Source organism: Tardiphaga sp. 619_E2_N8_4 (assembly GCF_051810905.1).
Taxonomy (GTDB): Bacteria; Pseudomonadota; Alphaproteobacteria; order Rhizobiales; family Xanthobacteraceae; genus Tardiphaga; species Tardiphaga robiniae.
The window spans coordinates 2,120,620-2,132,836 of the sequence record NZ_JBPWQJ010000001.1 but is presented as its reverse complement, the minus strand read 5'-3'; the positions used below and the strand labels follow the sequence as shown (position 1 = coordinate 2,132,836).

The 12,217-nt window shown below is 62.4% G+C and carries 11 protein-coding genes; 8 read left to right on the top strand and 3 right to left on the bottom strand.

Annotated features, from left to right (window positions below; genetic code table 11):
* Positions 1-249 precede the first annotated feature (249 nt).
* The 5 genes from dxs (at position 250) to AB8A23_RS10110 (ending at position 6,069) form a co-directional block, all read left to right on the top strand.
* Entirely contained in the window at positions 250-2,175 is a 1,926-nt protein-coding gene (dxs, locus tag AB8A23_RS10130; protein WP_089265987.1) for a 1-deoxy-D-xylulose-5-phosphate synthase, read from the top strand.
* Between the two features lie 140 nt (positions 2,176-2,315).
* Positions 2,316-2,858 carry a nucleoside 2-deoxyribosyltransferase gene (locus AB8A23_RS10125; protein WP_120287045.1) on the top strand — a complete coding sequence of 181 codons (543 nt, stop codon included), beginning with the start codon at positions 2,316-2,318 and terminating at the stop codon, positions 2,856-2,858.
* A 2-nt stretch (positions 2,859-2,860) separates the two neighbouring features.
* Positions 2,861-3,616 (top strand): TlyA family RNA methyltransferase, encoded by a 756-nt coding sequence (locus AB8A23_RS10120; protein ID WP_093757044.1) that lies wholly within the window; start codon positions 2,861-2,863, stop codon positions 3,614-3,616.
* Positions 3,609-4,847, top strand: a complete 1,239-nt coding sequence (locus tag AB8A23_RS10115) for a class I SAM-dependent RNA methyltransferase (RefSeq protein WP_439059825.1) — start codon at positions 3,609-3,611, stop codon at positions 4,845-4,847. The genes AB8A23_RS10120 and AB8A23_RS10115 overlap by 8 nt, the downstream gene beginning before the upstream one ends.
* A gap of 76 nt (positions 4,848-4,923) precedes the next feature.
* Positions 4,924-6,069 carry an alpha/beta fold hydrolase gene (locus tag AB8A23_RS10110; RefSeq protein WP_439060542.1) on the top strand — a complete coding sequence of 382 codons (1,146 nt, stop codon included), beginning with the start codon at positions 4,924-4,926 and terminating at the stop codon, positions 6,067-6,069.
* 14 nt (positions 6,070-6,083) lie between these two features.
* Here AB8A23_RS10110 and AB8A23_RS10105 read toward each other — a convergent pair whose 3' ends face one another.
* Complete coding sequence (locus AB8A23_RS10105) at positions 6,084-7,841, bottom strand: acyl-CoA dehydrogenase family protein (protein WP_120287047.1); 1,758 nt, start codon at positions 7,839-7,841, stop codon at positions 6,084-6,086.
* A gap of 91 nt (positions 7,842-7,932) precedes the next feature.
* Between AB8A23_RS10105 and AB8A23_RS10100 the strand changes: the two genes are divergently transcribed.
* Positions 7,933-8,634 (top strand): SDR family NAD(P)-dependent oxidoreductase, encoded by a 702-nt coding sequence (locus tag AB8A23_RS10100; protein ID WP_120287048.1) that lies wholly within the window; start codon positions 7,933-7,935, stop codon positions 8,632-8,634.
* A gap of 21 nt (positions 8,635-8,655) precedes the next feature.
* Complete coding sequence (locus AB8A23_RS10095; protein ID WP_120287049.1) at positions 8,656-9,489, top strand: enoyl-CoA hydratase; 834 nt, start codon at positions 8,656-8,658, stop codon at positions 9,487-9,489.
* 131 nt (positions 9,490-9,620) lie between these two features.
* Here the strand turns inward: AB8A23_RS10095 and AB8A23_RS10090 are convergent, their stop codons facing one another.
* On the bottom strand, positions 9,621-10,511 hold the full coding sequence (locus tag AB8A23_RS10090; RefSeq protein WP_120287050.1) for a LysR family transcriptional regulator: 891 nt from the start codon (positions 10,509-10,511) through the stop codon (positions 9,621-9,623).
* A gap of 118 nt (positions 10,512-10,629) precedes the next feature.
* Here AB8A23_RS10090 and AB8A23_RS10085 point away from each other — a divergent pair, with 118 nt between their 5' ends.
* On the top strand, positions 10,630-11,469 hold the full coding sequence (locus AB8A23_RS10085) for an oxidoreductase (protein WP_120287051.1): 840 nt from the start codon (positions 10,630-10,632) through the stop codon (positions 11,467-11,469).
* A gap of 108 nt (positions 11,470-11,577) precedes the next feature.
* Here the strand turns inward: AB8A23_RS10085 and AB8A23_RS10080 are convergent, their stop codons facing one another.
* Complete coding sequence (locus AB8A23_RS10080; protein ID WP_120287052.1) at positions 11,578-12,189, bottom strand: GNAT family N-acetyltransferase; 612 nt, start codon at positions 12,187-12,189, stop codon at positions 11,578-11,580.
* Positions 12,190-12,217: the final 28 nt, after the last annotated feature.

Sequence of the window (12,217 nt, the reverse complement as noted above, 5' to 3'; positions counted from 1 at the left end):
ACTATGCGCTGACGAGCAGGCTGAAACGCCGGCCGTTAACGTAGATAAGCGCTTCATTCATCTGGCAAAAATGATCAGATGAAGTCGCCGCCAAGCATGTTAGATATCACACTGAAAAATCGAAGCCCATTATAAGGCCTCGAAACAGGCTTCCCGGTTCTGGAGGCTGCGGTTGTCCGGTGGGCGCGCGGAAACGCGACGGCCCCGAAGCCAGACGCAGTCCCGGACATGTAAAATTGGAATAGTGCCGTGACCGATTTTAGTAAGACACCGTTGCTCGATACCATCAAGACTCCGGAAGATCTCCGGAAGCTGAAGATCGAGCGGGTTCGTCAGGTTGCCGACGAGCTTCGTCAGGAAACCATCGATGCGGTGTCCGTCACCGGCGGCCACTTCGGCGCCGGCCTCGGCGTTGTCGAACTGACCACCGCCCTCCACTACGTCTTCGATACGCCGCGCGACCGCATCATCTGGGACGTCGGCCATCAGGCCTATCCGCACAAGATCCTCACCGGTCGCCGCGACCGCATCCGTACGCTCCGCACCGCCGGTGGCCTGTCGGGCTTCACCAAGCGCAGCGAGAGCGAATACGATCCGTTCGGCGCCGCGCATTCCTCGACCTCGATTTCGGCTGGCCTCGGCATGGCGGTCGCCCGCGACCTCTCCGGCGGCAAGAACAACGTTATCGCCGTGATCGGTGACGGTTCGATGTCGGCAGGCATGGCTTATGAAGCCATGAACAACGCAGGCGCGATGAATTCCCGCCTGATCGTCATCCTCAACGACAACGACATGTCGATCGCGCCGCCGGTCGGCGCCATGTCGGCCTATCTGTCGCGCATGTATTCGGGCAAGACCTATCGCTCGCTGCGCGATGCCGCCAAGCAGCTCGGCAAACATCTGCCGAAGCTGATCGCCGACCGTGCCGAGCGCGTCGAAGAGTATTCGCGCGGCTTCATGGTCAATGGCGGCACGCTGTTCGAAGAACTCGGCTTTTACTATGTCGGCCCGATCGACGGTCATAACCTCGATCATCTGCTGCCCGTGCTGCAGAACGTCCGCGACATGGAGACCGGCCCGATCCTTCTTCACGTCGTGACCCAGAAGGGCAAGGGCTACGGTCCGGCCGAAGCCGCCGCTGACAAATATCATGCGGTCGTCAAATTCGACGTCGCCACCGGCACCCAGTCGAAGTCCAAGCCCAACGCCCCGGCCTATCAGAACGTGTTCGGCCAGAGCCTCGTCAAGGAAGCTGAGAAGGACGACAAGATCGTCGCCATCACCGCGGCCATGCCATCGGGCACCGGCGTCGATATCTTCAACAAGGCGTTCCCGAACCGCACTTTCGACGTCGGCATCGCCGAGCAGCATGCGGTGACCTTTGCGGCTGGCCTCGCCACCGAAGGCTACAAGCCGTTCTGCGCGATCTACTCGACCTTCCTGCAGCGCGGCTACGACCAGATTGTCCACGACGTGGCGATCCAGAACCTGCCCGTGCGTTTCGCCATCGATCGTGCCGGACTGGTCGGTGCGGATGGTGCGACCCATGCGGGCTCATTCGACAATGCCTATCTCGGCTGTCTGCCGAACATGGTCATCATGGCCGCCTCCGACGAGGCCGAACTGGTCCACATGGTCGCGACCCAGGTCGCCATCAACGATTCACCGAGCGCCCTGCGTTATCCGCGCGGCGAAGGCCGCGGCGTCGAGATGCCTGAAGTCGGCATCCCCCTGGAAATCGGCAAGGGCCGCATCGTCCGCGAAGGCAGCAAGGTTGCTCTTCTGTCGTTCGGCACGCGCCTTGCCGAATGTGAGAAGGCCGCCGACGAACTCGCCGCCCACGGCCTGTCGACCACGATTGCCGACGCGCGCTTCATGAAGCCGCTCGACACTGACATGATCCTCAAGCTCGCCCGCGATCATGAGATCCTTCTGACCGTCGAAGAAGGTTCGATTGGTGGATTCGGCTCGCATGTGATGCAGCTGCTCGCCGACAACGGTATGCTCGACGGCGGTCTGCGCATGCGTTCGCTGGTGCTGCCCGACATGTTCCAGGATCACGACACGCCGGCAGCGATGTATGCCCAGGCGGGTCTGGACTCCAAGGGGATCGTCAAGAAAGTGTTCGAGACCCTCGGCAAGGATTTCAAGGCCGAGACCGTCAAGCTCGCTTGATCTGTCGTTGAACGCGACATCGCGTTTGCAATTGCGAAGAGAATACAACGAGGCAATTCGGCAGGAACCGCCGGATTGCCTCGTTCTCGTCTGAATTGGCTCGTCAATGTCGGCGCGGCTCACCATGAGACGGGGACTTCATGAATATCTATCTCGCAGGCCCCGACGTGTTCCTGCCCAATGCCGCCGAGATCGGCCGGCAGAAGGTCGCGCTCTGCAAGCGCTACGGCGCGCACGGGTTCTTCCCGCTCGATAACGCCATCGACATCAATGCCGGCGACGCTTCGCGCCAGATCTTCCACGGCAACGAAGCGATGATGAATCATTGCGACATTATCATCGCCAATCTCACGCCGTTCCGCGGTCCCAGCGCCGATGCCGGCACGGTGTTCGAGCTCGGCTATATGGCCGGCCACGGCAAGCTCTGCTTCGGCTATTGCAACGACCCTGCGCTCTATCTCGACCGCGTCCGCCGTATGACGGAGATCACCGAGCAGGATGGCCATCTGGTCGATGCGAACGGGCTCACCGTCGAAAATTTCGGCCTCGCCGACAATCTGATGATGATCCACGCGCTCGATCTCTATGGCGCGTCCATGATCGTCCCCCGTGAAGCACCCGATGATCTCTGGCAGGATCTGACGAGCTTCGAAGCCTGTTTGAAACTTGCTGCATCGTACTGACCATGACGAAATCTCAGAACACTGCTGCCGCGCCGCGCAAACGCGCCGATACACTTCTCGTCGACCGCGGAATTTTCGAAAGCCGCGCGCGTGCGCAAGCCGCCATCGAAGCGGGGCTTGTGAAGGCCAACGGCAAAGCGGTCGCCAAAGCGTCAGAACCGCTGCTGCTCGACGCCGCCATCGAGGCTGAACCGGCGCATCCCTGGGTCTCGCGCGGCGGGGTCAAGCTCGCAGGTGCGCTCGAGCTATATCCGATCGAGATCGAGGACCACGTCTGCCTCGACGTCGGCGCCTCCACGGGCGGTTTTACCGAAGTGCTGCTCGCTAACGGCGCCAGCATGGTGTTCTCCATCGATGTTGGGCACAGCCAGCTACATCCATCGCTGCACGGCCATCCGAAAATCATCTCGATGGAAGAGACGGATATCCGCAGCTATGAGAACAAGCGCCTGCCGGCGCGGCCCGACGTCGTGGTAATCGATGTCAGCTTCATCTCGCTCAAGGCGGTGCTGCCTGTCGCGCTGTCGCTCGCCGCGGCGCCGATGAGCCTGCTGGCGCTGATCAAGCCGCAATTCGAGGCCGACCGGAAGCAATCCAAGCGCGGCATCATCAAGAACGCTGCCGTGCATCAGGCCATCTGCGACGACATCACGGATTTTGCCAGGACACTCGGCTGCACCGATATCGAGGTCTTCCCGTCGTCGATCACCGGCGGCGATGGCAATATCGAGTTCTTCATGGGTGCCCGGCGTGGCTGAACACCTGACCATAGATCATGTCGGCCAGCGCGGCGACGGCGTCAGCCTCACCAGTGGCGCGTCGCTGTTCGTGCCCTACACGCTGGCGCATGAGATCGTCGAGACGGAACGCGACGACGAACATCCGGAACGTCGACGATTGCTGCAGATCGACACCGCCAGCCCGGAACGAATTGATCCGTTCTGCACCTACTTCACGCGCTGTGGCGGCTGCGCCATCCAGCATTGGCAACCCGATCCCTATCAGGCCTGGAAGCGCCAGATCGTGATCGACACGCTGGCGCAGGCGAAGATCACTTGCCCGGTCGATCCGATCGTCGATGCCCATGGCGCCGGCCGCCGCCGCGTGACGTTGCATGCCCGGCGCGGCGGCGATGGCGGATTGCGTGTCGGCTTCGCGGCATCGGCAAGCCACGCCATCATCGCTATCGACGCGTGCCCGATTCTGGATCCCGCGCTGGATGGCGCGCTCGATGCCGCGCGCGCGCTGGCCGAGGTGTTGAAGCCGGTCAGCAAGCCCTTGGACATTCAGGTGACAGCGGCCAGCAACGGACTCGATATCGACGTCCGCGGCACCGGGCCATTGCCGACCGCGATCATCACAGCGCTGTCGCGCATCGCCGAGGCGCACAAACTGGCACGCCTCACGCGGCATGGTGAACTCGTGCTGATGCGCGTACCGCCTATGGTCACGATGGGCAGCGCGCAGGTTACACTGCCGCCGGGCTCATTCCTGCAGGCCACGGCCGCCGGTGAAGAGACATTGGCGGCGCTTGTGCTCCAACTCTGCAAAGGCGCGAAGAACATTGCCGACCTGTTCTGCGGCATCGGTCCCTTCGCGCTGCGGTTGGCCACCAAGTCGAAGATTACAGCTTTCGACAGCGATGGTGGCGCGATCACATCGCTGCAACAGGCCATCAAGAACACCAAGGGCCTGAAGCCCATCAAGGCGGAGATGCGCGACCTGTTTCGCCGTCCGCTGGTGCCGCAGGAATTGCGCGACTTCGACGCTGTCGTGTTCGATCCGCCGCGTCAGGGCGCGCAGGCACAGGTCGAACGGCTCGCGGCCAGCAAGATCCCCGTCGTCGTCGCCGTGTCGTGCAACGTCCAGACCTTCGCACGCGATGCAAAGATCCTGATCGATGGCGGCTACAAGCTCGACCGCGTCACACCCGTGGACCAGTTCCGGCATACGCCCCATATCGAATTGGTGGCCCGCTTCAAACGCTAGTTGTCTTTTCACGGTGCTTGCGCTGGAGTGCACTCACGCTGCCGCACAAGTGCAGCATGGAGGCGACGTGACACCCATCGATCCCAACATTCTGCCGGCTGGAATTCGCTCGCGCTTTGTCGAGGACATCAACGGTTTGCGCGTCCATGTGCTGGAGGCCGGCTTCGAAACCACGGGCCGGCCCTGCATCCTGCTGGTGCACGGCTTTCCCGAACTGGCCTTCAGCTGGCGCAAAGTAATGCCGCAGCTTGCCGCTGCCGGCTATCACGTGATTGCGCCCGACCAGCGCGGCTATGGCCGCACCACTGGTTGGAGCGCAGACTATGATGGCGATCTGCGTCCCTTCAATCTGCTCAACCTCGTGCGCGATGCGGTCGGGCTGGTCGCAGCCTTCGGCTATCGCCATGTCGATGCGGTGGTCGGACATGACTATGGCAGCTCGGTCGCAGCCTGGTGCGCGCTGGTGCGGCCGGATGTCTTCAGATCCGTCGTGCTGATGAGCGCCCCTTTCGCCGGGCCTCCGCCGCTGCCATTCGGCACCGCCGATCAGCCGGCCTCGCCAAAGGCGGAAGATCCCGTGCATCGCGACCTCGCCGCACTGCCGCGGCCGCGTATCCACTATCAGTGGTACTACGCCACACTCGAAGCCAATGCTCACATGCAACACGCACCGCAAGGCGTGCATGATTTCCTGCGCGCCTATTATCATCACAAGAGTGCGGACTGGCCGGGCAACACGCCCACTCCATTGCAGGGCTGGACGGCGAATGAACTTGCGAAACTGCCGACCTATTATGTGATGGACCGCGACCAGACCATGGCCGAGACCGTCGCCGCAGAGATGCCAACGCCTGAACAGATCGCATCATGCAAATGGCTGCCGGACAATGAACTGGCCTTCTATGCCGGTGAATATGCCCGCACCGGCTTCCAGGGCGGATTGCAGTGGTATCGTTGCAATACGACAGGCGCGTTCAATGCCGACTACGAGACCTTTGCCGGTTGCACCATCGACGTCCCTTCAGCTTTCATTTCGGGCAAGCAGGACTGGGGCATCTATCAGCGTCCCGGCGCCATCGAGACGATGCAAAACAGCACCTGCACGAATATGCGCGCAGTACACCTGATCGACGGCGCGGGCCATTGGGTGCAGCAGGAGCAGCCGCAAGAGGTCAGCCGCTTGCTGCTCGGATTCCTGAAAGACAACGGTCCGCCATCATAGTCCCTGCGATCAGGTCAGGCCATCACCAGCCTGCCGGCTTCCGCCATGCCGACGTCGCGCTCGCCGAGCAGATGCGCGACGATCTGCTTCTGGGTTTCGCTTTCGATGACCGCAAACGGATCGGGCGCCATCAGGCGATGCTCAATTACGAGACGTGACATCAACAGGCGCCGCGCATCGCCGCGTCGTGCATGAATGCGATGCGCTTCCCAAGTGAGTGCCACGGCACTGGCCACATGATACAGCGAACTCGTTGCGCGGCGCGCATCTCCTTCGTTATCCGACCGCGCGGCAACCTCGCGCGCGAAACCAATGGCCTTGTCGGTCAGACCGCGCAGACGATCCCGCCATGCCTGCGGTACGCTCGGAGAATCGTCCAGCCGCGCATGCAAATCGGCGGCAAGCGCGGCTTCCGCGCCATGCCGCCCAACCGCACGCGTCAGCGCATCGAGCGCAACGATATTGCCGGTGCCCTCCCAGATCGAGCCGAGATGCGCATCGCGCAGCAGCCGCGCGGTGGCGAATTCCTCGATGTAGCCGACACCGCCACGCATCTCCATCGCGTCGCCGCAGACCTTGCGCGCGTCACGCGTCGCACGGAATTTCAGAGTCGGCGTCAGGATCCGCAGCAGTGCTGCAGCATCCTGGCTGCCGGCCTCGGCACGGTCCAGCGCATCCGCGGTGAGAAAGCTCATCGACAGCGCCTGCTCGGTCGCCACCACGATCTTCATCAACTGCCGCCGCGCCAGCGGCATGTCGATAATGCGCTGGCCGAACACGACACGTCCACGCGCGACTGCCATCGCATCGTGCCAGGCGCGGCGCATCAGCGAGGTCGACTTCACGCCATTCGAGAGACGCGACGAGTTCACCATCTCGGCCATCTGCACGAAACCGCGATCGAGCTTACCAACAGCATATGCAATGGCGCCTTCGAGCTTGATCTCACCTGACGCCATCGACCGCGTGCCGAGCTTGTCCTTCAGACGCACGATCCGGTAGTGATTGGACGTGCCGTCATCGAGCGTCCGCGGCATCAGGAACAGGCCGACGCCCTTGGTGCCGCCGACCGCACCTTCCGGCCGCGCCAGCAGCATCACGACTTTCGCATCGGCATTGGAGCAGAACCACTTCTCACCATAGAGACGCCAGTGATCGCCCTCCTGCACGGCAGATGTCGTCAGTTTGCCGACGTCGGAGCCGCCTTCCTTCTCGGTCATGAACTGACCACCCTGGGTCAGCTTGCTCATGTCGGTTTGCGTCAGCCCGTCGAGATATTTGGCCTTCAGCGCATCGTCGCCGTAATTCGACAGCAGTTTCGCAGCGCCATCGGTGACATTGATGGGACACCCCATGCCGAACTCGGCCTGATTGAACAGGAACGTAAAGGCGTGCTTGGCTGTCACCGGATAGGTCGAGGGCCAGCCCATGATGCCCTTGCGATGCGACAAAGCGTGAATGCCGAACTCGCCGAAGGCTGCGTTCTCAAGCTCGCGATAGGCCGGGTGATATTCCACCCATTGGACGTCCTGGCCGAACTTGTCGCGCTGGTGCAGCACGGGCCCATGCTTGTCGGCCATCCGCCCGGCTTCATCGAGCGGGCCACCGACAAGACCGCCCAGCCGATCGAGATGCGGCTCGATGTGGTTGAACAGATCCTCCGGCAGATGGATACGCAGCAGATCGGTCAGTGCCGGATCGGCGCGGTAAAAATTCATGCCGGACGTGTCGGGTGCAATCAGATTGGCGGCGATCTGGGCGTGGGCGTTCATGACGGCCTCTTGTGTTTGGCAGTTGCGTTTCCATCTTCATCATGCGCCTGCCGCGCCAGCGAATAAAGTGCCCCAGCCGGAGATTTGATCCATGGAAATTCCGCATTATGAAACTGCTTTGATCGTCGGCGTCGGTGAGGGCATCAGCGCATCGCTGGCGAGGCTGCTGTCCAAACAGGGCATCCGCGTCGCACTCGCCGCCCGCAATCCCGGCAAGCTGGATGCGCTGTGCCAGGAGACCGGCGCCAAGGCCTTTGCCTGCGACGCGACCCAGGCTGGAGATGTCGCCAAATTGTTTGCAGATGCCGAACGCCAGATCGGCGCGCCCGATATCGTCGTTTACAATGCCAGCCAGCGCGCCCGCGGACCTTTCATCGAGCTCGCACCTCCCGATGTTGCACAATCCATCGCAGTTAGCGCCTTCGGCGGATTTCTGGTCGCACAACAGGCATTGCAGCGCATGTTGCCCAACAAGCACGGCGCCATCCTGTTCACCGGTGCCTCCGCGAGTATCAAGGGCTTTGCGCAATCGGCCCCCTTCGCCATGGGCAAGTTCGCTTTGCGCGGCATGGCGCAGTCGTTGGCCCGCGAGTTTGCACCGCAAGGGATCCACATCGCCCACTTTGTCATCGATGGCGGCATTCGCAGTTCGGTGCGAATCGAGCCCGCGGACAGGCCGGATTCGATGCTCGACCCCGATGCCATCGCCATGAATTACTGGAACGTGCTACAGCAGCCGCGCAGTGCCTGGAGTTCGGAGCTCGAAATCCGTCCATGGGTCGAGAAATTCTGACGCGAGAACGGGGCGAGATACATGAGTGAAGCCGCAAAGATCATCGACACCGGCACCAGTGAACTGCTGTGTGAGATCCGCGAGCGCGTTGCCGTCATCACCCTGAACCGGCCGGAAGCGCGCAACTCGCTGTCGGATCATCTCACGCCCGCATTGCGCACGATGATCCGCACCTGCGGCGAAAACCCCGATGTCGGCGCGCTCCTGATTACCGGCGCCGGCACCGCCTTCTGCTCCGGCGGTGACGTGAAGGGCATGGGCGCGCACCGCAAGCAGGCGGTGCTGGAGATGTCGTTCGACGAGCGCGTCACTGACCTGCAGGAGCGTCAACGCCTGCTGACCGGCGCCCTTATTGCCGTGCGCAAGCCCACCATTGCCGCCCTGCCCGGCCCCGCCGCGGGTGCAGGTCTCGCCATCGCCATGGCCTGCGACATCCGCATCGCCGCGCAATCGGCTTTCGTCTCGACAGGCTATCTGCGCGTCGGTCTCAGCGGCGATTACGGCATCGCCTGGCTGTTGACGCGCCTTGTCGGCACGGCCCGCGCGCGCGAGCTGATGTTCACTGCCGAAAAAGTCGAGGCAACCCGCGCCGAAGCCATCGGGTTGTTCAACCGCGTGGTGCCAGACGACAGGCTGCAGGACGAGGCTTTCACACTGGCGCGCGGCATGGCGCAGGGGCCGACGCTGGCGCTGCGCTACATGAAGGACAATCTCGACGAAGCGCTCGCATTCGATTTCACGACGGCACGGGATCATGAGGCGGAGAGGCTGATCCGCACCACCATGACGGCGGATCATCGCGAGGCGGTGCAAGCCTTCATCGAGAAGCGTAAGCCAAACTTCTCTGGCAACTAGGGGAATAGCCTCTCCCACGTCGTTGCCGGGCTTGACCCGGCAATCCACCTGTTGGAACAGTGCGCATGCGGTCAAGATGGATACGCGGGTCAAGCCCGCGTATGACGACTGAGAGCAAAGCGCATGAAACTTCAACCCACCGTCCTGGCGAAATCGACAAACGCCCGCAATGCCGCCGGCAATTGTCGGCGGCTTGGATAATACATGAAGAAGCCGGGATAGGCCGGGCACCAGTCAGCGAGGACTCGCACCAGCTTGCGCTTGGCGATCAACTCCTCGACCTGCCCTTCGAACACGTAAGCCAGTCCGGCTCCGTCCAGCGCAGCGTCCACCATCAGGTCCTGATCGTTCAAAGTGAGCGTGCCCGCGACATCGATCTCGACCTCGATGCCACCGCGCTCGAACTCCCAGCGATACAGCGCGCCACCCCAGAAGCGATAGCGGATACACGGCAGGTCTTTCAGCTCGTGCGGCGTCTGCGGCGGCTTGTGTTGCTTGAAGAAGCCGGGTGACGCAACGACCGCCGATCGCTGCCGCGGGCCGATCGGCACGGCAATCATGTCCGCCGCAACAGTTTCGCCGAAGCGGATGCCCGCATCGAAACCGGCCGAGACCATGTCGACAAGACCGTCATTCACGGCAATCTCGACATTGATCTCCGGATAGGCTTTCAGAAATCGCGTGACGATCGGCAGCAGCACGAGCTGTGCGGATTGCCGGGCGGCGTTGAAGCGCAACGTCCCCGCCGGCTTGCCGCGAAAATGGTTGAGGTCCTCCAGCGCATCATTGATGTCCTGAAACGCCGGACTGACCCGCGCGAACAGCCGCTCGCCCGCCTCCGTCAGCGCGACGCTCCGGGTGGTGCGATTGACCAGCCGGACATCAAGACGCTCCTCGATGCCGCGCAAGGCGTGGCTCAGCGCGGAGGCGGACACGCCAAGTTCAACGGCGGCATTGCGAAAGCTGCGATGCCGGGCAATCGCCAGAAAGGTGGCGAGGTCAGCCGGGCCGATCAAGCTCATTATTGAATCCCGCTCATGAACACATGGAATAAATAGAGGATTATTTCAGTTCTGGCGAGCCGCTAAGTGTTGCCCATCAGCCCTGCACTAACGCGGGGCCAACACAGGAGAGACCACCATGCGTGTCTGGTTCATCACAGGAGCATCCCGCGGTTTCGGCGCCCTCATCGCGGCAGAAGCCTTGGCCCAGGGCGATGCCGTCGTGGCAACGGCCCGCGATCCCAATGCTGTCACTGCACGTCTCGGCACCCATGAGCGCCTGCTGGCGACGCGGCTCGATGTCACCAGCGAGACCGAGGCCCATGAGGCCGCAGGTCAGGCCGTGAAGAAATTCGGCCGCATCGATGTGCTGGTCAACAATGCCGGTTATGGCCTGCTCGGCGCGATCGAGGAAGCCAGTGCCAAGGAAGTCGAACGCCTCTATGCCACCAACGTGTTCGGCCTGCTCGGCGTCACCCGTGCCGTGCTGCCGCATATGCGCCGGCAGGGCTCGGGTCACATTATGAACATTTCATCCGTCGGCGGATATGCCGGCTTCCCCGGCTGGGGCGTCTATGGCTCGACCAAGTTCGCGGTCGAAGGCATCAGTGAAGCACTGGCCGCCGAAGTCGCGCCGCTCGGCATCCATGTCACCGTGGTCGAACCCGGCTTCTTCCGCACCGACTTTCTGGACGATAACTCGCTGGTGCGTACCGCACTGGAGATCGGCGACTATCACGCCACCGTCGGCAAGACCCGCAACCACGCCGCCGACGTCAATCACGCGCAGCCCGGCGATCCCAGCAAGCTGGCGAAGGCCTTCATGCAGCTTGCAGCTGCCAAGACTCCTCCGATCCGTCTGCCGCTTGGCAGCGACACGGTTGCGCGGATTGAGAGCAAGCATGCTTTTGTCGAAAAGGAACTGGCTGCGTGGCGCGACGTGGCCACATCAACAGACTTCGCGAAAGGAACGGCATAGGCGCCGTCTTCAAGACACGCAGATGCGACGAAGCAATCCTGAGCTAGAGACGGATTGAATTGCTTCGTCGCATCACACCTTGCCTGAACGTGGCGAGCGTTGCCGCGCTTAGGCAAGTATCGGCTGCAGGGATTGCGCTGCGAGGCGCCAGACCGCACATGGGTTTGCGGTTGGCGCCGCATCGATCTGCTTTACGAAGCGCACCTGCTTCCAATCGCCCAGCGTCGGCGCGAATGTGAAGCCGGCCTTGCGGGCCAGTGCGAGCATTGCCTCGTTTGAGCGCAATGTATCCCCGAAGAGCTGGTCGGCTCCGAGCGCAGCAGCACGGCATTCCAGGTTAGATAAAAGGGCCGCGCCGATGCCCTGCCCTTGCATGGAATCGGCAACGGACAGGCCCAGTTCGAAACGGGACGTCGCTTCATCGAACGCGTAGCGGGCCTCACCGACAATGGTCTCCGAGCCATCGCGCGAGATCGTCGCGACGACCGAGAAACTGTCGGCTTCGCCGACATGGATGAACTTGTCGAGTTGCCCGGCCGGCAATTCGCTGGCGGCGCCCATCAGGCGATTGTAGCGCGACCGCACCGACAGGCCTCGGAAATAGGCCTGCAACGCGTCCGCATCGTGAAGCTCGACAAACCGAACCGTCACCGCAGCGCCGCTGCGTGACAACACCACATCGGAATACTGACCGAGGTCATCGAGGTTGAGATGTTGCATGACAGTTGCTCCCGGACGATCGGACCGT

What these genes read in the sequence shown, in the direction of transcription:
- AB8A23_RS10125 (WP_120287045.1), top strand. Translation starts at nt 2,316, where the DNA reads ATGAATATCTATCTCGCAGGCCCCGACGTGTTCCTGCCCAATGCCGCC.
- AB8A23_RS10120 (WP_093757044.1), top strand. Translation starts at nt 2,861, where the DNA reads ATGACGAAATCTCAGAACACTGCTGCCGCGCCGCGCAAACGCGCCGAT.
- AB8A23_RS10105 (WP_120287047.1), bottom strand. Translation starts at nt 7,841, where the DNA reads ATGAACGCCCACGCCCAGATCGCCGCCAATCTGATTGCACCCGACACG.
- AB8A23_RS10100 (WP_120287048.1), top strand. Translation starts at nt 7,933, where the DNA reads ATGGAAATTCCGCATTATGAAACTGCTTTGATCGTCGGCGTCGGTGAG.
- AB8A23_RS10095 (WP_120287049.1), top strand. Translation starts at nt 8,656, where the DNA reads ATGAGTGAAGCCGCAAAGATCATCGACACCGGCACCAGTGAACTGCTG.
- AB8A23_RS10090 (WP_120287050.1), bottom strand. Translation starts at nt 10,511, where the DNA reads ATGAGCTTGATCGGCCCGGCTGACCTCGCCACCTTTCTGGCGATTGCC.
- AB8A23_RS10085 (WP_120287051.1), top strand. Translation starts at nt 10,630, where the DNA reads ATGCGTGTCTGGTTCATCACAGGAGCATCCCGCGGTTTCGGCGCCCTC.
- AB8A23_RS10080 (WP_120287052.1), bottom strand. Translation starts at nt 12,189, where the DNA reads ATGCAACATCTCAACCTCGATGACCTCGGTCAGTATTCCGATGTGGTG.